We start from the raw sequence: 18,594 nt of genomic DNA, 5'->3' as shown, positions 1-18,594 counted from the left end.
ATTTAAAATAGCATTAATATTGTAATGATTAATATTCAGGGAACAATCTGGAATATTACTTTTTACTTATTTTCTCTTTTAACCTTTTTATGATACTTTTTTCTGGATAAGCGTTTAAAATCCCCTTTACATCTTTTTCAATTTTTATTTTCATACCAATTTTAGGCTTAAACTCCCCTTTATAACGAGCCAAAAACTTCTTATTTTTTCTCTTTACAATTACTAAGTTTAATGGGGATTCTATACCATCTGGTGTAATAAATAATTCTGTAAAAGAGTATACTACTGGGACTTTATTAACTTTTTCATTTTTAGATTTTTCTAATGTTTTAATATCTGTATTTACGGGCACATTTTTTAAAGCTTTTTCTCTCCGTTTAAGAATTATTACAAAATTATTTGTGGCAAGCCCACCTATGCTTTGAGTTAAAGCTATATCACATTTCTTTGGTGTTATTTCTGCAGGATAAAAACCGCTCATTATCCTAAAAACTTCCGCAACTTGAGCCAAACCTGATGCACCTACAGGATGCCCCCTTGCCTTTAAACCTCCAGAAATATTAATGGGTAAACTACCATCATTAAACCCTTTTCTGTTTTCATAAAAATCTAAAATTTCATCTTTTTTAACTAAACCTAAATCAAGCAATCCTGTAATCTCAAAAGGGGTAAAGGCATCATGTATCTCAGCAAAATCTATATCATCAGGTGATAACCCAGCCATCTGCAAAGCTTGAAACGCTGCAGCCTTTGTTGATTCAAAAGATGTTATTGAGGCTCTCTCACATAAGGCTTGCTTATCTGTCCCCTGCCCAATACCAGCAACTAAAATATCCCCTTTTTCTGATGATAAGTATACTGCTGCTGCTCCATCACTTATGGGAGCACAATCATAAAGGGATAAAGGGAAAGCAACATTCTTACTTTTCATATAAGTATCAAAATCAATATCTTTTCTAAATTGAGCATATTCATTAAATTTGCCATAATAATGATTTTTCTCAGCTACATAAAAAAGCAATCTCTTAAGTTCTTCGTATTTTAATTTATTTTCATAGGCAAATCTATTAGTTACCAAAGCTGCTAAAGCTGGCATGGTAGCACCAGTCTTTCTTTCAGCTGGATGGATAACTTCTGATAATATACTTGTAACTTTTTTTGTTGGCATATCTGTCATTTTCTCAGCTGCTAAAACCAAAACATTTTTATAAATACCTGATTTTACTGCAGCATAAGCGTAATATAACACTGCAGCACCAGTGCTTGAGGCAGTTTCTATCCTTACTGCAGGTATTTTATAAAGCCCCAACTTATCCAAAACATAAGAAGCAATATTCCCCACACCTGTGAATTCTTCAGGGTTCATCAATCCAATAAACACAGCATCCACATCACTTATATCAGCTTTCATATTAAAAACTGCTTCTTGTATGAGATGAATTATATTAGACTTCCTTTTCCCAAATTTTGATAAACCTGCCTTGTAGATAAAAACACCCATTTAACTCCCCCACCTTTTTATATTATTTTAACTTGAATTTTGAAAAAATAAAAACTAAAAAAACAAAAACTTTTTAGAGGAATCCATGAGAGTAGCTGGTATAGACATAGGGACAAACACAGTACGATTATTAATTGCAGATATTAAAGATAATAAAATAGATAGAATTATTTATCAAAACAGAAAAATAACAAGGCTTGGAGAAGATTTTATAAAAACTAAAAGATTATCTGAAAAGGCTATTTTAAGAACTATATTAGCATTAAAGCAATTTAAAAATATTTTAGACCTATTTTCGATTAATAGATATTATGCAGTAGCCACAAGTGCTGTTAGAGAAGCTGAAAATGGCCAAGAATTTATCAAACTATGCGATGAGATAGACTTTAATGTGGATATAATAGATGGAGAAAAAGAAGCCCAATTAACCCTTTTAGGTGTTACCTCAGGATTAGAGATAAAATCTGAAAACTTTCTTATTTTTGATATTGGCGGTGGTTCTACTGAGTTTATTTTAAAACAAAATGATAACTTTATTTTCAAAAGCATCAAATTAGGTGTTGTAAAGCTTGCTGATATGTATAACTTTAGTTCCAAAATATCACAAAATCTCGTTGAAGATGTTAACAAAACTATTTCTGATATGCTAAAAGAGGTTGACTTTATACAAAAAGCTAATCAACTTATTGCTACAGCAGGCACCCCTACCACATTAGCTGCAATACATTTAAAATTAAAAGATTACGACTATAAAAAAGTCCATGGTATTACATTAACTAAAAATGAGATTGAAGAAATTTTGAAAACTTTGTCCAACTTAACAGCCGAAGAACGGAAAAATATCATTGGGCTTGAACCAGGCAGAGAAGATCTTATAATCCCTGGAACTTTGATAATTTTACAAATTATGCAAATAGCTAACATTGACAATATTACAGTTAGCGACTTTGGTGTAAGGGAAGGTGTAGCCATCTATGCAGCCTCATGTCATTAGTTTAGTTACAACACCATTATTAACAGGATTTGTAGGATATTTCACAAATTATCTTGCAATCAAAATGTTATTTAGACCCCATCAGAGAAAATGGTATTCCTTTGGTTGGCAAGGAGTCATACCAAAAAATAGAAATAAACTTGCAAACGAAATTGGAAAATTAGTAGGTAACGAATTAATCACAGATACAGAGCTAAAAAAAGCCATAGAATCGGAAAAATTTCAATATGTTTTAGAACATACTATAGAAAATGAGATAAAAAACTTTTTAAACAAAGATTTTGGGACATTAGCTAATATAATAGATTTATTTGGTTTAGATATAGACGACATATTACAAACAATTTTCTACTCAAAATCCTCTCAACTTACAGAGCTTATTAATAATATTAGCAAGACATTTATATCAAATATTTTACAAAAAAAAGCTAATAGTATAAATAACTTTGAAGAAATCATAGATAATATAGCAAATAATATCTTTAGCAACAATAAATTAAAAGAGTATTTAGCAAATGAGGTTATTTCATATATAAACAACTTTTTACTATCTGGTAAATCATTATCAGATATATTATCTGAAGAACAAAAAAGTTTAATAATTGAAAAAACTGCCGCTTTATCTGAAAGTATATTAAGTTTTTTTGATAAATTGCTTCAAGATGAAAAGTTAAAGGATAATATTGTCAAAAAATTAATAGAGATAAAAAATCAATATTTTGGTAACGGTTTTTTTGATCAACTTAAGCTGGGTGTTTTAAATATTTTCCTGAATGAAGAAACAATAAAAGAGCTAGTCAATAACGAACTTCCAAAATTGGTGCAAGCTCTAAAAGAGGATAAAAACACTAAACTAAAAATAGAAGATTTTATTAAAAACAAGACAGATCAATTACTCTCAACACCTCTTTATAAATTGGCAGAAAAAGTAGGTTTAGAAAATATTTATTCATTTTATGTAAAATTTATCAACTGGTTAAAAAATAATTTACTATCAGAAAGTTTAAAAAATAAAATTGTTGAAAAAATTAAAAACTATCTATCACAAAACCCTGATATTACTTTTGAAGAATTACTTAAAAAGGGTGGAATAGATCTATCCCAAATTAATTTACAAATTACGGATAAAGAAACTGTTGCCATATATCCAATTTTAATAAAATCGATTGAAGATATTTTGAATAATTTTCAAATTGGCAATATTTATAACAAAATACCAAAAAAAACATTTTTTAGTATCAAAAAATCCGTGATAAAAGGTGTAAACGAAATTTTAAGTTCGAACATAGATAAAATAGTGACATCTTTAAATATTGATAAATTGGTTGAAGACAAGATTAATTCTTTAGACTTATACAAATTGGAAGATCTAATTTTTTCATTTATGAAAGACCAATTTAAATGGATAAATATTTTAGGGTTTATTTTAGGTTTTATTTTTGGTCTTATTCAATCAGTTATTTTATTTTTTGCCTAATTACTTTATCTAATCTTTAAGACCTTTGCGCCTCTTATCTTTTTGTTTTTAAGCTCCTTCAAAGCAATATTAGCCTCTGTTAATTCATATAATTGATACTCTGGTTTAATACCAGCTTTAGCTGCAACTTCAATAAACTCTTCAATATCTTTAAGAGTAACATTAGCAACAGATTTAATAACTTTTTCCATCCAAATATGCTCTTCATATTTAAAATTTAATAAATAACCTTTATCTAAATCTTCTTTTCTTATGGCATTTATTATCATTTTTCCTGCAGGTAACAAATTTTTCATCCCTTCTACTATAGGTTTCCACACTGGAGTTGTATCAATTATAGCATGAAGTTTTTCTGGTGAAACATCTGTGATATCTCCAGCCCATACCGCACCAAGTGATAAAGCAAATTCTCGCTCAGAAGGGTTCCTGGCAAATACATAAACATCACAATTTGGATAAATAAATTTTACCAATTTTAATACAAGATGCGCAGAAGCTCCAAAGCCTGTAAGGCCTAACCTATCTCCATTTTTAATGCCTGCAAGTTTTAATGACCTATAACCAATAGCTCCAGCACATAAAAGTGGTGCAGCTTCATAGTCATTGAAAAAATCTGGAATTTTCACTGCAAAATTTTCATTTATTTTAAAATACTCCGCATAACCACCGTGCATATCCCGACCTGTAGCCTTAAAATCATTACAAAGATTTTCCAAACCATTTTTGCAAAATTCACAACTACCACAGGCTGCATAAATCCATCCTATGCCCACTCTATCACCAATATTAAATTTTGTGACACCACCCCCTTTTTCTACAACCCTTCCTACAATTTGATGACCTGGAATTACAGGTAATTTTGGTGGCGCAGTTCTACCTTCTATTTCATCGAGCTCTGTATGACAAACACCACATGCAGCCACTTCCACTAAAATCTCATTACTTTCTATTTTCGGTATTGGTAACTCTACAAGTGATAAAGGTTTATCTTCTTTTGATAAATCACATATTTTTTCTATAACCATTGCCTTCATATTACCCCTCACTATCATTAGTCTATTTTAAAGTTCAAAATTACTTTTTCAATAAATAATATAATCAAATCTTTACAAAATTTAAAAATAATAATAAAAAAGCAGCATGTTAATTGATAAACTGTTTGCTTATGGATTATTGAAAAAAGGGTTTCCAAATTATTCTATTTTAGAACCATATATTATCACTGCTACAGAAGCTTATACCTATGGGTCTCTATATTTATTTAACAACAAACACCCTGCATATATTAAAGATGGCAATTATAAAATAGAAGGGACTTTGTATTATATTGCTAATACTAAAATTATTTTTAAAATTTTAGATTATATTGAACAAGGGTATAAAAGGGAAATTACAACAGTTTATGATAATAATGGTAATGAGGTTATTGCCTGGATTTATGTATATACTGGGAGTATTAAAAATGCCACTCTTTTACAAGATGGAAAATATCTAAAAAAATTTTTAAACGAGGAGAATATATGAAATACGAAGCGGTAATCGGATTAGAGGTACATGTTCAACTTTCGACGAATAGTAAAATTTTCTGTTCCTGCTCCACAGAATTTGGGGCAGATCCCAATACAAATGTTTGCCCTGTATGTTTAGGGATGCCTGGAGTTTTACCTGTTTTAAACAAACAGGCTGTCGAATACACCATAAAAGCAGGATTAGCACTTAATTGTGATATTCAGAGGAAAAGTGTTTTTGCCAGAAAAAACTACTTTTATCCAGACCTTCCAAAAGGTTATCAGATATCACAATATGAACTACCTATTTGTTTAAACGGATACATCGAAATAGAAGTCGATGGGGTAAAAAAGAAAATAGGTATCACTAGAATCCATATGGAAGAAGATGCAGGGAAATCGATACATGGCGAAAATCTGGGTTCACCAGCTCACAGTTATGTAGATTTAAACAGAACAGGTGTCCCTTTGATAGAAATTGTTAGTGAGCCAGATATCAGAACTCCAGAAGAAGCTCGAGCCTATCTACAAAAATTAAAAACTATACTCGAATATATTGAAGTTTCAGATTGTAATATGGAAGAAGGTTCCCTAAGATGTGATGCAAATATTTCCCTTAGACCTGTTGGTGAAAAAAAATTTGGGACAAAAACTGAAATTAAAAATATGAACTCTTTTAGAAATGTCCAAAGAGCTCTTGAATATGAGATAAAAAGACAGGCCAAAATTTTAGATGAAGGTGGAACCATCATTCAGGAAACAAGACTCTGGGAACCTAACAAGGGGATTACAGTATCAATGAGAAGCAAAGAAGAGGCACACGATTATAGATATTTTCCTGACCCTGATTTGGTACCATTGATAGTAGAAAATGATTGGATAGAAAAAGTAAAATCTACTTTACCAGAGCTTCCTGATGCGAAAAAAGAAAGATTTATAAAAGATTACGGACTTCCTTCTTATGATTCTGAAGTTTTAACATCAAACAAACATTATGCAGATTACTTTGAGCAAGCTGTGAATAAACATAACAACCCAAAAGCAATAAGCAACTGGATTATGAGTGAAGTATTAAGAGATGTCAACGAAAAAGGGTGTAATATATTTGAGTTAAATGTAAAACCTGAACACATTGCAGAAATTGTAAAACTGATTGATGAAGGTAAAATCTCTGGTAAAATTGGTAAAGAGGTGTACCAGCTTGTCTTAGAAAGTGGGAAATCACCGGCTAAAATCGTAGAAGAGAAAGGGTTAATACAAATTAGTGATGAATCAGCAATTGAAGAAATAGTTAAAAAAGTGCTTGAAGCAAATCCAAAAGAAGTGGAAAGGTATAAAAATGGGGAGAAAAAACTTCAAGGTTTCTTTGTAGGCCAGGTAATGAAAGAGACAAAAGGGAAAGCAAATCCAAAACTTGTAAACCAGTTATTACAAAAACTCTTATCATAAATTTTAGATTAAGCTGTGGGGGGATGTCATGTTAAAAAAGATTGATCATATAGGTATTGCCGTCAAAAATATTGATGAAGCTTTATCTCTTTATAAAACTTTAGGAATAATCCCTTATCATTTTGAAGAAGTGGAATCTCAAAAAGTTAAAACCGCATTTATAAAAGTTGGAGAATCAAATATAGAACTATTAGAACCCACCTCACCAGATAGCCCTATAGCAAAATTTTTAGAAAAAAAAGGGGAAGGGATTCACCATATTGCTTATCTTGTGGAGGATGTTAAATCTTGCTTAAAAAATCTTAAAGAAAAAGGGTTTAAGCTTATAGATGAAGAGCCTAAAGCAGGAGCTCATGGAAAATTAATAGCCTTTGTTCATCCAAAAAGCACCAATGGCGTTTTAATGGAGCTCTGTGAGCATGCAAAAAAGCATTGAAAAGCTCCTAAAGGGTGTCTTTGAGTTTAAAGAGAAAGATTTTGAAAAACTTCGTAATATTTATATTGACTTAAAAGATAAACAAAAGCCCCATACCCTTTTTATTGGATGCTCTGACTCGAGGGTTATTCCTAATTTAATTACAAAAACACTACCAGGTGAGCTTTTTGTTGTAAGAAATGTTGCAAATATTGTACCACCCTACCGTATTGCAAAAGATTATGCTGGAACAACTGCAGCAATAGAATATGCTGTAAACATTTTAGAAGTAGAAAATATCATTGTTTGCGGACACTCAAACTGTGGTGGATGTAAAACTTTATTACATGGTATCGAAAAATTGGACAATCTCCCAAATATTAAAGAGTGGCTTAAAATATCAACTCCCATTTTAGATGAATTAAAAACAATAGAAATAAAAAACCCAGACTATCTTCAACTTTATGTAGAGCAAAATAACATCGTATATCAAATAAAAAATCTTCTCACATATCCAGATATAAAAAAGAAAGTTTTAGATAAAAAATTACATATTTTTGGATGGCACTACATAATTCAAACAGGTGATATTTTTACTTTCAATTTTGAAAAACAAAAATTCGAACCTCTAAACATAAAATAAAAAAAGCCCCTTTAAGGGGCTTTTTTATTCATTGATTATCTTTGGATTTTTTAATCCCAATTTTTCCCAGTTGATAACGGGTTTTTCCCCGTGACAATCTTTACAGGTGAGAGCTTCGTCTTTTGGTAATACACCATGACTTACCATAAAATATTCAGTAACCTTTTTAAATCCAGCAAGTGGAGATTTCATGATATTAGGATTTTCAGGTTTCCCATTTAAAAATTTGCCAAGTTTAACACCAACTAAAGCAGCTTTTTCCAGATTATCACCAATACCATTATTATTTTTATCTTCTCCTGGACCATCCTTGGTAACTATACCAAGTTTATAAGGGAGTCTATTTCCATTTTTATCAACTGGTACAATTTGCTCATATTTTTTAAACACATACAGCTTACTATTTTTGTCTTTAGGTGAACCTTCTGGAACGAAAGGCTCTTTAGCAGTTTTATCCCACCACATATATTCCACAGGAACGCTATGTTCATCTTTAACTACTGCTTTAAACAACCAAAACCCAGATTTTTTACTCTGGTGCATCTCACTAAAATCTTTAAACACTAAACCACCAGTTGTTTTGATATGACAAGTAACACATGCAATTTTTTCATTACAACTTTTATCATATCTTTCATCTTTATGAATTTTACCCACATGACATCTTACACACCCTTCTTCTTTACTATAAGCATCATAATTCCATAATTCAAGTCCTGGGCCTCTAAGCATTCCATGCCCTTTTCTTGGTCTTGGGGTGTGACAATCGACACATAATAAACCTTTTGCTGCGTGAACATCTGTATCACTAGCGTAATCTACACCTCTTTTGAAAAATGGACCTCCACCCGCAGTATAATGACATCTCATACAAGCCTCAACAGTTGGTCTACCAACAGATTGTAGTGCTTTATCACTCATATCCTGAGTCAACCTTAAAATTGGTTTACCATTATTTTCGCCTACTTTTATAACTTTTCTTTTTGACATATCATATTCTTCAGCATGACATATTAAACATTCAACAGCATTTTTAACTTCAATTGTAGCTTTTTTATAATCTACAGGAGGAAATCCACCTCCAATATGACACTTACCACAACCAAGCCCTATTTTTTTACCATTTTTATCAGGCAACATCCCCAAATAATTTGCCAATGGATAGGCACCAGGGCAGCTACCCAGCTTAAACTTCTTACCAACCTCTTTGCCACCCGTTACAAACTTACCATTTTCATCTTTCAAATAATTAGGTGGCACCTTTCCTGACCATTTGTAATGGACAGAATTCATAACCTCTTTTATAGCACCAGGATGGCACTTTTCACAGTAAAAAGCACCTGTATAACCTGTAAGAGATTTATGAGGATTAGCTTTTCTTGCACTTCTCTCCTTATATTTTTGATATTCATTACTATTATAATAATTTTTTTCATCAAAATACCCATCTGCAAAAAGATTTCCAACTAATATTACTAAAGTAATGAAAATAAATAATAACCTTTTCATAAAGCCTTCCAATTTAAAATCAATTCTAAAACAGGTAGCCCAAAATGAGCTACCTTTTTAAATAAATATTAAAAATTATTTAGCTATTTCACACTTACCAGCATCACAATTTACATGAGCATCCAAAAAGTATAACCTATCCATCTCTTTGTAGTTGCAGTCTTCTTTTAGTCCAAAATACATTTCACTAGCTCTACCACCAGTTGCACACATAAATATTATATAACCATCCTTTGGAAGCTGATTTACAGTATAATCACACCCTTTTTTATACATATCATCTACTGGAATATTGATTGCACCTTTAACATGACCACCTTCAAACTCTTCAGGGGATCTAACATCAACTATATGAATATTAGATGGCTTATCGCTCAATATCTTTTTGAAAAACTCGATATCAACTGTTCCTTCATCCTCTCCAGGCTTTATTGCAGAAACTCTTTTTTTAGCTACAGTTGTTTTCATTGTTACAGCTTTACCTGGCTCAACTACTGGGAAACCTTTCTCTTTCCACTCTGGGACACCACCAGCATATACATAAACCTTGTTATATCCAAACTTATGTTTTAATAATCTTGCTACATTATGAGATTTAACACATTTATAACCACCACAAAAAACAACTATAGGTGCATTCTTATCTTCTGGCAACATACTTAAATAAGGTTTTGGATCTCTCATAAATTTAGTATCAGGAATATTAATTGCCCCAGGTATTGTCCCTTTTTTATAAACTCTATCTGGTCTCGCATCTACAAAAAGTACGCCTTTATCAAGTAATTTTTTAGCATATTTATAGGTAATTTCAGCGTAAGACTTCTTTGACCAATCTGGCATACCTGCAAGATACACTTTGATATTCGTGTAACCTTTTTCTCTCAAGTATTTAGCATCATGATAGCTTTTTACACATTTAAAACCACCACAATAAGTTATTAATAATGTGTCTTTAGAAACTTTAAGCTGATCAAGCTGCCCAACATACTTATCAAACTTAGTATCAGGGATATTGATAGCACCAGGGATATGGCCTGCATCGTATTTTCTCTCTGGTCTTGCATCAATAAACACCACTTTGTCTAATTTTCTCAAACCATTTCCTACCAACCCGTTTACATAGTCAAAATCAACAATCTCAAATCCAGCCTCTTTGACCAACTGCTCAACTGACTTTTTAGGCTTTTCAGCCTTAGGAGCCTCAACTTGCTTGGCACATCCCGATAACAAAATTAATGCAATAAACACAGAACAAACTGTTAAAAATATTTTTTTGTACATGTTACACCTCCTACAATCAATCTATTATAATATTACCACACTTCTAAATTTTTGTAAATTATAATATGCAATTTTTTACATATAATAAAATTCATATAAAGTTTGTAGGAATTAATATGAAAAGATTTTCAGGCTTTTTTAACTAAAAAAGAAGAAATTAAGTATATTATGCCACCAACTAAAACTGTAACCGTCCCTGGTGGCAAGTCAAATGAATAGGCAACAAAAAAGGAAGAGATAAATATAATTAATGATAAAATAATAGATAATATAATTGTAATCCGATAACTTTTTGTAAATAAAAGTGTAATTGCACTAGGTAGAGTCAAAAATGCTGTAAGTAGAATAATCCCAGTAATTTTTATACAAATTACTACAACAAGGGTCAAAGAAATTAAAATTATATAATTCATCAAGTTAGTTTTAACACCAGAAACTTCTGCAACCTCTTCATCAAAAATCGTAAAAATAATTTTATCAAAAAAAATAAAATACATTGCAAATACAATTAATGATATAATAATTGAAATAAACAAATCCCATCTATTAGATGATAAAATACTTCCAAAAAGTATACCACTCAAATCAAAACTGCTGTTTCTTGCAAATTTTAATGAAATTACCCCTATTGCCATGGTGATAGCAAAAAATATCCCCAGTATTGTTTCAAACTCAATTTTTGACCTTTTTTTAAGTTCAAAAACAATTACAGCTATTAAAAAACTTAAAACATACAAAGCAAGCTGCTGATTTATATTTAGTAACAACGCAAGCCCTATAGCTCCAAATGCAGAATGAGAGATTGTAACTGTCAAAAAAGACATCCTTTTTTGAACAACAAAAAATGATAAAAATCCACACAAGATGCTTATTATAACCCCATTTAAAAAAGCATATTTTACAATCTCAATCCCAAAAATGTCACTCATGAGTATGATGTCCCATGCAGGTTAAACACTTACTATCATGGACAATAAACTGCATATTCTTACCAAAAACTTTATCTAAAACTTCAGACAACTTCCCATCTAAAGGTGAACCATGAAAATGGATTTTCTTATTTAAACAAGCCACTGTATCAACATACTTTGAGATTACTCCAATATCATGGGTAACCATCAAAATCGTAATATTATCCTCTTCTCTCAACTTGTTAATCAACTCATAAAAATCTTCCTGCCCCACCACATCAAGCCCAGTGGCAGGTTCATCAAACATCAATATCTTTGGTTGCATTGCTAAAACCCTTGCAATCAAAACTCTTTGTTTTTGCCCACCTGAAAGGTTCGAAAATGAAGTATTAATAAGATGTTCCATATTAACCCTTTTTAAAGCATCAAAACAAATTTCCCTATCCTGATCATTCAAAATATATGGAAACGATTTTAAAATTTTACGGCCCATAAATACCACATCTTTTACCAAAACTGGGAAATTATAATTAATCAAATCCTTTTGAGGCAGATAACCCACTAACCCCTTTGGAAGTTTCTTATATTTGTTACCTAAAATCTTTATTTCACCTTTGATAGGTTTATAAATACCTAAAATAGTTTTTAAAAGTGTTGTTTTTCCACCACCATTTGGCCCTACTATTGCCATTATCTCTTTATTATGTAAAAATAGATTTATATTTTCTAAAACTACTTTATTACCAAAAGCTACATTTAAATCTTTTATCTCTAAAACGTTATGACTATTCATTGATAACCTTCAACAAAACTTTTAAGTTATTATCAAATAAATTAAAAATATTATTATACCCATCATAGCCGCCCACTGGCTCTAAATAAATCACTTTTAAATTTAAATCATCTGACAATTTATCAAATATCCTATTTTTATCATTATTTGCACAAACCATAAGATGCACATTATTTTCTCTGGCAAGTTTTACCACCCTTTTAAGTGACTTAATACCTGGCTCATGCTCTTTCCCTTTTTTAATATAACCAATAGATGTAATACCAATCTCAGATAAAAGTTTTGTCCAAGCAGGGTGACACTCTAACACTTTAACATTATCAAACATATATCTATTTTTTATAGAATTAATTTTGATTAAAAAATTATTATAGTTATCTTTATAAAATTTACAATTTCTGCTATTTAGTTCACACAATTTTTCACTAATAATTTTCCCAATCTGCTTCAAATTATCAAAAGATAACCAAATATGAGGATTACTAGATTCTATCTCATCATTTAAAAATAAAACATCCTTGAAAAACTTGACAGCAAAACCATCAAACCTTTTATCTACAGCAAAATAAATTGAAATACCTTGCAATCTTTTTATGTCACCAATTGAAGGTTCAAAATGATGGGGATCTTCTCCTGCTTTTATAAGATAAACCACATCAACCTTATCTTTACCAATCTGAGAAATTAAATCGGCAATAGGAAAAAGCGTAGTAGCAACCTTTAAGCAATAACCATTGTAAACAAAAAACCATATAATAATTGCAACAAAAAATATTCTCATTTTCATATTGCACCCACCAGCGTTATATAATATTATAAATTAATATTTTATAAAGAGGTTTTTATGCCAGTTGTAAGATTTAGTGTTTCATTGCCAAAAGAAATAGCAAAATCGTTTGATGATGTAATAAAAAAAGATGGGTATGAAAATCGGTCAAAAGCCATATACGACCTCGTCAAAAATTATATTACCAAAAAAAAATGGGAATCAAACGAACAAATAGCTGGTATCATAAGCATACTTTATGACCACCACGAAAAAACTACCGTTAACAATTTACTTGATCTGCAACACGATTATCACGATATAATAATTTCATCTCAACATATTCATCTTGATCACGACAACTGCTTTGAAGTAATCATAGTAAAAGGTAAAGGTGCAAAAATTAATGAACTATTTTCAAAATTAAAATTCTTAAAAAACATAAAACAAACAAATTTGACAATAGCAGATGTAGAATAAAATTGAAATTTAGAATATTTTAATATATTAATACACAAAAAAAAGGGGGCATAATGAAATGAAAAGAAAAATTCTTGGCATTTTCATATTAATTTTAGCTTTTGCTTTTATTGTAAGCTGTAGTAAAACTGAGCAATCATCTAATAAAAAAATTGTTTCAAGTTTGGAAGAATTAAATTTAGTTCAATTTAAACAACTCAAAAATCAACATGCAGGAAAAGTTATTTTAGTAAACTTCTTTGCTTCTTGGTGTCCACCTTGTAATGAAGAAACACCAGGTTTTGTAAAAGTATATAACAAACTTAAAGATAAAGGTTTTGTAATTATTGGTTTATCAATTGACGATAATATTGATGATGCCGTAAATTTTGTAAACAAATATGGTATCACCTACCCAGTGTATCATGCTGATAGAGGGTTAGAGTCATATTTTAACATTAGAACAATTCCAACAAATATTTTCTACGATAAAAAAGGGAATTTATATAACCTTCATGTAGGTGCTATTGATGAGAAAAATTTGGAAAAATACATTGAATCTCTTTTAGCTCAATAATGACATCTTTTTTCTGCTCAAAAGATTGCCCTGACTGTTGCCCTTTTTCCGTAGATGAAAAGGGCAATTTTTTCTATATAAACAAAATCAATGGTTTTAAAAATTTTCTATGCATAAAGCTAAAAAAATTTTATGAGCGTGAAGTTTTAACTGACGATTACTCTTTTATAAAGATTGATAATAAAACAGTTAAAAAAGAGTTTGAAGAAGCTTGTAAAATCACAGCACACTTTTTAAAAGAAAATGCTGATAAAAATATCCTTTATATTAGAGGAAGTGGTAGCCTTGGGTATTATATGAGCTATTATGATCTTATTTTTCAGCAGTTTGAAAACTGCTACTTTGTTGAAGGAAGTCTTTGCGATGAAACAGGTATTACAGCTCACATAGAAGATTTTGAAAATATAACAAACCCTGACATTAAAAATTTAGAGTTAGTTGACAATATTATACTTTTTGGGAAAAACTGCAAAGTAACAAGCCCTCATCTTTATGCATATCTAAAGGGATTAAAAAAGAAAGGGAAAAAAATAATCTATATCGATCCGATTAAATCAGAAACCGTAAAACTGGCTGATAAATTTATAAGGATAAACCCTGCGACCGACGGCATCCTTGTAGCAAATATCATCAATATATTACAAAATAAACAAGTGGATAACGATTTTGAAAAGATAACAAATGTAAAAACAGAAGATTTGTTTTATTTAGCTGATATTTTTAAAAGAGGTAAAACTGGCATAATCACAGGTATGGGGCTTCAAAGATATTCAAATGGAAAAAATATTATTAACTGGATAAATTATTTAGCTGTAATAACAGATAACCTTGACTATCTTTACTTTGGCAGATCATCTAAAGAAAGTTTTGAAAAACCAACAGTTTTACCTAAAAAGAAAATCAAAATTTATGAAATCTCTAAATTTTTAGAAAAAGATTTTTTTGATATTATAGTCATTGTAGCTGGAAACCCTTTAGTTACTCACCCCACTTCAAATCTTTGGTATAAAGCTTTGAAAAATTCTAAAGTTATCGTCATAGATACAAATTTTACTGAAACATCAAGATTTGCTGACTTTTTCATAAAAGTAGGTGGAATGTTTGCTCAGCCTGATGCTATGGGAAGTTATTTCTTCAATTTTGACAATATTAGAGAAAAACCGATTGCTAAATTAAAAAACGATATCAATGTAATTAAATCGCTTTCAAAGCACTTAAACATTAATTTTGAAATACCAGAAATAAGAAACATCCCTTTAACTAAAAAATCACTAAAGAGGGTTTATAAAAAATCTTCTCCTCCAAAATTAGAAAAGCCTTATATTGAAACCAATAAATTTAGACTTATTACCTGCTCAAACTATTTTTATTTAAATTCCCAGCTTGCTGAAAACTATCAAAAAGAAGATGTTTGTTATATAAGCATTTCTGACTCTCAAAATTTGGATATCAATGATGGTGATGAAATTGTTCTTCAAAACGAACTTGGCAAAGTAAAAACTAAAGCAAAAATAAGTGATAAAATTAGCAGCGGTTATATTATGATGTATAAAAATAGATACTATGACAACCAACCCCTTAATCTCTTGACAAAATCCATTCCTACTGATAGTGATAATGCGGTTGCAATTTACGATACTTTTGTCGAGGTAAAAAAAGCGTATGAAAAAATTTAACAAATATTTTGGCGGGGAATATCTTAAATACTGGTATACTGCTTTTGTAATAATAGTATTATTGATGCTTCTTATCAGTTATAACAACAGATCAGTAGATAAATATGAGCTATACATATTTGATAATAATGGGAAACTTGTTGAAAAAACCATAATCACTAAAGAAGAATACAAAAATTTAGAAGGTAAACTCCCCATTACAAAGGCTTTGAAACCTATCAAAAAGTTTAGCTTTCTACCATGATCTATCTTGATTACGCTGCAACAACACCAATTTACAAAGAAATAGCAAACGATTTATCCTCAATTGCACTGCAGTATCCATTTAACCCTTCTGGTAGATACAAAGAAGCAATAAAAACAAAGAATTTTTATGAAGATCAGAGAAAATATATCGCAAATTATCTAAATATTTCTGCTGATAATATCGTTTTCACATCATCCGCTACCGAATCAAATAATATTGTTTTAAAAGGTCTAAATTATAAAGATAGAAGTAAAGTTATAATTTGGGCTCTTGAACACAAATCTGTTTTAAAACAGGATAAGTTTTTAAAAGATTTAGGTGCAGACATCCACATCATAAATAATAGGAAACCCTTTATCACTAAAGATACAATTCTTCCCTACCTTGATAGTAATACTAAAATTGTATGTATAATGCATGTAAATAATGAACTTGGCTCCATAAACAAAATTGAAGAGATTGCTGAAGCTATCAAAAACTTTGATAAAAATATTTTGATTATGTGTGATATGGTGCAGAGCTTTGGTAAAATAAAGCTAAATCTTGAAAATATCGATTTTGCCACTTTTAGCAGCCATAAAATCGGAGGATTGAGAGGGATCGCTGGTTTATACATAAAAAATAAATATATCATCCACCCTTTGATTGAAGGTGGCGGACAGGAAAACAATATAAGAAGTGGTACTGAAAATGTGCTCGGAGCATATTCGTTTGCAAAAGCTTTAGAAATTACTCATGAAAAATTTAATGCTAACTGGGATAAATTAGAAACAATAAGAAATGATTTAGTAGATTTTTGCAAGAAAAACGGTTTTGTGATAAACTCCCCTGAGTACTCTGTGCCTTATATTTTTAACTTTTCCACTTTGAAATTGCCAAGTGAAGCCGTAATTAATTACCTTTCAGACAATGATATTGCAATTTCTAGTGGCTCAGCCTGCGATAGGGGGAAAAGCTCTTCAGTGCTTAAAAATCTTGGTTTTTCTGATATCATAGTAAATACTTCTTTGAGAGTATCCATTCATCCTGATACCTCTTTTGAAGAAATAGATTGTTTTAAAAATAAGCTTTTAGAGTGCATAGACAGGTTTGCTATATGAAAAAGATTTTAGTTTTCAACTACTCTGAAATATCATTAAAAAAAAAGAATAGAAAATTTTTTGAAGATAAACTTTATCACCATATAAACAATATAGCTAAACATTTTAATCTTGGTAAAACCTGGTTTATAAGAGGTCGCTTTTATTTAGAAATATATAATGAATCTCAACTGCAAAAAAGTCTGGAATACTTTGAAAAAATCTTCGGGATACAATCAATTTTCCTTGGATACAAAACAGATAAAGATTTCGATAAAATCTGTTTAGCTGCAAAAGCGCTTACAACAGAGAAAAAAGGGGTAAAAACTTTTAAAATCAATGCAAAAAGAGCAGATAAAAGTTTTCCCATAAACTCTATGGAAATAAATAGAGAGCTTGGTGGCTACATTTTAGATAATTATCCAGAACTAACAGTTGATGTCCATAACCCAGACATGGAAATAATTGTAGAAATTCATAAAAACTTTAGCTTTATCATGACTAAAATCATTGATTGTATTGGTGGACTCCCTTATGGCTCTGCTGGAAAGGTAGTTTCCCTTTTATCAGGAGGGATAGATTCACCTGTTGCCACATGGCTTATGATGAAAAGAGGGTGCGAAGTTGTACCATTACATTTTTATACTCCGCCATATACTGGTAATAAATTAACCGATAAAATTGAAAGACTTGTTAAAACTCTCTCTCTTTATAGTGTAAATGGAATTACACTTTATATGATTAATTTTACTCAAATACAGATTGCCATTAAAAAATATGCCCATGATAAATTTACTACAATACTTTCTCGAAGATTTATGCTTAAAATTGCAAATGAAATAGCAACAAATTTAAATGCTTTAGGTATAATCACAGGTGATGCTTTAGGCCAAGTGGCAAGCCAAACTTTAGAAAATCTTTACTGTGTAAATGAAGCTTCAAACCTACCTGTTTTTAGGCCATTGATAGGTTTTGATAAGCAGGAGATAGAAAATCTTGCGAAAAAAATTGGCACTTACCCCATATCGATTGAAGAAGGGATAGATTGTTGTCATCTATTCTCACCAAAAAATCCTGAAACAAGGGGCAAAATTGATATGGTAAAAGAGGAAGAGGAAAAAGTTTTGAAAGCTCTAAATTACGATCTCCCCTTTGAAGTGGAAACAAAACATCTCACCCCTTTTTAAAAACAATAATTTAAAAGTAAGTTTTTATATTATGACACACCTTTCAAGGGTGTTGCACAGTAAAATTTATATAACATATTGATATTTAATCTATTTTCTGCTAAATTATGCTTAATTTTTAA

Annotated in this window: 19 protein-coding genes; 12 read left to right on the top strand and 7 right to left on the bottom strand. The window is 30.4% G+C overall.

What is annotated here, in order from left to right; all coding sequences use genetic code 11:
- Nucleotides 1–55: 55 nt before the first annotated feature.
- Nucleotides 56–1,501, bottom strand: coding sequence for a thiolase C-terminal domain-containing protein (locus OWM07_RS08965; protein ID WP_423303374.1), 1,446 nt, complete (start codon nt 1,499–1,501; stop codon nt 56–58).
- Nucleotides 1,502–1,586: 85 nt separating this feature from the next.
- Between OWM07_RS08965 and OWM07_RS08960 the strand changes: the two genes are divergently transcribed.
- Both OWM07_RS08960 and OWM07_RS08955 read left to right on the top strand, forming a co-directional pair.
- Nucleotides 1,587–2,495, top strand: coding sequence for a Ppx/GppA phosphatase family protein (locus OWM07_RS08960; RefSeq protein WP_423303373.1), 909 nt, complete (start codon nt 1,587–1,589; stop codon nt 2,493–2,495).
- Nucleotides 2,476–3,972: a DUF445 family protein gene (locus tag OWM07_RS08955; RefSeq protein WP_423303372.1), complete on the top strand. Its 1,497-nt coding sequence runs from the start codon at nt 2,476–2,478 to the stop codon at nt 3,970–3,972. Before OWM07_RS08960 ends, OWM07_RS08955 begins: the two co-directional genes overlap by 20 nt.
- A 5-nt stretch (nt 3,973–3,977) precedes the next feature.
- Here the strand turns inward: OWM07_RS08955 and OWM07_RS08950 are convergent, their stop codons facing one another.
- Complete coding sequence (locus OWM07_RS08950; RefSeq protein ID WP_423303371.1) at nt 3,978–5,006, bottom strand: zinc-dependent alcohol dehydrogenase family protein; 1,029 nt, start codon at nt 5,004–5,006, stop codon at nt 3,978–3,980.
- A gap of 106 nt (nt 5,007–5,112) precedes the next feature.
- Between OWM07_RS08950 and OWM07_RS08945 the strand changes: the two genes are divergently transcribed.
- The 4 genes from OWM07_RS08945 to OWM07_RS08930 are packed head-to-tail and all read left to right on the top strand — an operon-like array spanning nt 5,113 to nt 7,987.
- Nucleotides 5,113–5,496 carry a gamma-glutamylcyclotransferase family protein gene (locus OWM07_RS08945; RefSeq protein WP_423303370.1) on the top strand — a complete coding sequence of 128 codons (384 nt, stop codon included), beginning with the start codon at nt 5,113–5,115 and terminating at the stop codon, nt 5,494–5,496.
- Nucleotides 5,493–6,929 carry an Asp-tRNA(Asn)/Glu-tRNA(Gln) amidotransferase subunit GatB gene (gatB, locus tag OWM07_RS08940; protein ID WP_423303368.1) on the top strand — a complete coding sequence of 479 codons (1,437 nt, stop codon included), beginning with the start codon at nt 5,493–5,495 and terminating at the stop codon, nt 6,927–6,929. The genes OWM07_RS08945 and gatB overlap by 4 nt, the downstream gene beginning before the upstream one ends.
- A gap of 28 nt (nt 6,930–6,957) precedes the next feature.
- A complete protein-coding gene (mce, locus tag OWM07_RS08935; protein WP_423303367.1) occupies nt 6,958–7,365 on the top strand; it encodes a methylmalonyl-CoA epimerase in 408 nt (135 codons plus the stop codon).
- Entirely contained in the window at nt 7,349–7,987 is a 639-nt protein-coding gene (locus OWM07_RS08930; protein ID WP_423303366.1) for a carbonic anhydrase, read from the top strand. Before mce ends, OWM07_RS08930 begins: the two co-directional genes overlap by 17 nt.
- Before the next feature lie 24 nt (nt 7,988–8,011).
- Here the strand turns inward: OWM07_RS08930 and OWM07_RS08925 are convergent, their stop codons facing one another.
- The 5 genes from OWM07_RS08925 to OWM07_RS08905 all read right to left on the bottom strand — a co-directional run bounded on the left by OWM07_RS08925 (nt 8,012) and on the right by OWM07_RS08905 (nt 13,268).
- On the bottom strand, nt 8,012–9,496 hold the full coding sequence (locus OWM07_RS08925; RefSeq protein WP_423303365.1) for a hypothetical protein: 1,485 nt from the start codon (nt 9,494–9,496) through the stop codon (nt 8,012–8,014).
- A 75-nt stretch (nt 9,497–9,571) separates the two neighbouring features.
- Nucleotides 9,572–10,777 (bottom strand): rhodanese-like domain-containing protein, encoded by a 1,206-nt coding sequence (locus tag OWM07_RS08920; RefSeq protein ID WP_423303364.1) that lies wholly within the window; start codon nt 10,775–10,777, stop codon nt 9,572–9,574.
- Between the two features lie 128 nt (nt 10,778–10,905).
- Nucleotides 10,906–11,706, bottom strand: coding sequence for a metal ABC transporter permease (locus OWM07_RS08915; RefSeq protein WP_423303363.1), 801 nt, complete (start codon nt 11,704–11,706; stop codon nt 10,906–10,908).
- Nucleotides 11,699–12,481 carry a metal ABC transporter ATP-binding protein gene (locus OWM07_RS08910; RefSeq protein WP_423303362.1) on the bottom strand — a complete coding sequence of 261 codons (783 nt, stop codon included), beginning with the start codon at nt 12,479–12,481 and terminating at the stop codon, nt 11,699–11,701. The genes OWM07_RS08915 and OWM07_RS08910 overlap by 8 nt, the downstream gene beginning before the upstream one ends.
- Nucleotides 12,474–13,268, bottom strand: coding sequence for a metal ABC transporter substrate-binding protein (locus OWM07_RS08905; RefSeq protein ID WP_423303361.1), 795 nt, complete (start codon nt 13,266–13,268; stop codon nt 12,474–12,476). The genes OWM07_RS08910 and OWM07_RS08905 overlap by 8 nt, the downstream gene beginning before the upstream one ends.
- Before the next feature lie 57 nt (nt 13,269–13,325).
- On the opposite strand from OWM07_RS08905, the gene nikR reads away from it, so the two are divergent.
- Genes nikR through thiI form a run of 6 tightly spaced genes read left to right on the top strand, consistent with a single transcriptional unit; the run spans nt 13,326 to nt 18,472 of the window.
- Nucleotides 13,326–13,727 (top strand): nickel-responsive transcriptional regulator NikR, encoded by a 402-nt coding sequence (gene nikR, locus OWM07_RS08900; protein WP_423303359.1) that lies wholly within the window; start codon nt 13,326–13,328, stop codon nt 13,725–13,727.
- 58 nt (nt 13,728–13,785) lie between these two features.
- Nucleotides 13,786–14,283 (top strand): TlpA family protein disulfide reductase, encoded by a 498-nt coding sequence (locus OWM07_RS08895; RefSeq protein ID WP_423303358.1) that lies wholly within the window; start codon nt 13,786–13,788, stop codon nt 14,281–14,283.
- A complete protein-coding gene (locus OWM07_RS08890; RefSeq protein ID WP_423303357.1) occupies nt 14,283–15,959 on the top strand; it encodes a molybdopterin-dependent oxidoreductase in 1,677 nt (558 codons plus the stop codon). The genes OWM07_RS08895 and OWM07_RS08890 overlap by 1 nt, the downstream gene beginning before the upstream one ends.
- Complete coding sequence (locus OWM07_RS08885) at nt 15,946–16,203, top strand: hypothetical protein (protein ID WP_423303356.1); 258 nt, start codon at nt 15,946–15,948, stop codon at nt 16,201–16,203. The genes OWM07_RS08890 and OWM07_RS08885 overlap by 14 nt, the downstream gene beginning before the upstream one ends.
- Complete coding sequence (locus OWM07_RS08880) at nt 16,200–17,306, top strand: cysteine desulfurase family protein (RefSeq protein WP_423303355.1); 1,107 nt, start codon at nt 16,200–16,202, stop codon at nt 17,304–17,306. The genes OWM07_RS08885 and OWM07_RS08880 overlap by 4 nt, the downstream gene beginning before the upstream one ends.
- Nucleotides 17,303–18,472 (top strand): tRNA uracil 4-sulfurtransferase ThiI, encoded by a 1,170-nt coding sequence (thiI, locus tag OWM07_RS08875; RefSeq protein ID WP_423303354.1) that lies wholly within the window; start codon nt 17,303–17,305, stop codon nt 18,470–18,472. The genes OWM07_RS08880 and thiI overlap by 4 nt, the downstream gene beginning before the upstream one ends.
- Nucleotides 18,473–18,594: the final 122 nt, after the last annotated feature.

The organism is Deferribacter thermophilus, assembly GCF_049472675.1.
In the GTDB taxonomy this organism is placed as follows: Bacteria; Chrysiogenota; Deferribacteres; order Deferribacterales; family Deferribacteraceae; genus Deferribacter; species Deferribacter thermophilus.
Note: the sequence above shows the minus strand (reverse complement) of the source record. Positions and strands in the feature narration are given on the sequence as shown.

Coding starts and splice junctions, on each gene's coding strand:
- OWM07_RS08965 (WP_423303374.1), bottom strand. CDS start 1,501: ATGGGTGTTTTTATCTACAAGGCAGGTTTATCAAAATTTGGGAAAAGG.
- OWM07_RS08960 (WP_423303373.1), top strand. CDS start 1,587: ATGAGAGTAGCTGGTATAGACATAGGGACAAACACAGTACGATTATTA.
- OWM07_RS08955 (WP_423303372.1), top strand. CDS start 2,476: ATGCAGCCTCATGTCATTAGTTTAGTTACAACACCATTATTAACAGGA.
- OWM07_RS08950 (WP_423303371.1), bottom strand. CDS start 5,006: ATGAAGGCAATGGTTATAGAAAAAATATGTGATTTATCAAAAGAAGAT.
- OWM07_RS08945 (WP_423303370.1), top strand. CDS start 5,113: ATGTTAATTGATAAACTGTTTGCTTATGGATTATTGAAAAAAGGGTTT.
- gatB (WP_423303368.1), top strand. CDS start 5,493: ATGAAATACGAAGCGGTAATCGGATTAGAGGTACATGTTCAACTTTCG.
- mce (WP_423303367.1), top strand. CDS start 6,958: ATGTTAAAAAAGATTGATCATATAGGTATTGCCGTCAAAAATATTGAT.
- OWM07_RS08930 (WP_423303366.1), top strand. CDS start 7,349: ATGCAAAAAAGCATTGAAAAGCTCCTAAAGGGTGTCTTTGAGTTTAAA.
- OWM07_RS08925 (WP_423303365.1), bottom strand. CDS start 9,496: ATGAAAAGGTTATTATTTATTTTCATTACTTTAGTAATATTAGTTGGA.
- OWM07_RS08920 (WP_423303364.1), bottom strand. CDS start 10,777: ATGTACAAAAAAATATTTTTAACAGTTTGTTCTGTGTTTATTGCATTA.
- OWM07_RS08915 (WP_423303363.1), bottom strand. CDS start 11,706: ATGAGTGACATTTTTGGGATTGAGATTGTAAAATATGCTTTTTTAAAT.
- OWM07_RS08910 (WP_423303362.1), bottom strand. CDS start 12,481: ATGAATAGTCATAACGTTTTAGAGATAAAAGATTTAAATGTAGCTTTT.
- OWM07_RS08905 (WP_423303361.1), bottom strand. CDS start 13,268: ATGAAAATGAGAATATTTTTTGTTGCAATTATTATATGGTTTTTTGTT.
- nikR (WP_423303359.1), top strand. CDS start 13,326: ATGCCAGTTGTAAGATTTAGTGTTTCATTGCCAAAAGAAATAGCAAAA.
- OWM07_RS08895 (WP_423303358.1), top strand. CDS start 13,786: ATGAAAAGAAAAATTCTTGGCATTTTCATATTAATTTTAGCTTTTGCT.
- OWM07_RS08890 (WP_423303357.1), top strand. CDS start 14,283: ATGACATCTTTTTTCTGCTCAAAAGATTGCCCTGACTGTTGCCCTTTT.
- OWM07_RS08885 (WP_423303356.1), top strand. CDS start 15,946: ATGAAAAAATTTAACAAATATTTTGGCGGGGAATATCTTAAATACTGG.
- OWM07_RS08880 (WP_423303355.1), top strand. CDS start 16,200: ATGATCTATCTTGATTACGCTGCAACAACACCAATTTACAAAGAAATA.
- thiI (WP_423303354.1), top strand. CDS start 17,303: ATGAAAAAGATTTTAGTTTTCAACTACTCTGAAATATCATTAAAAAAA.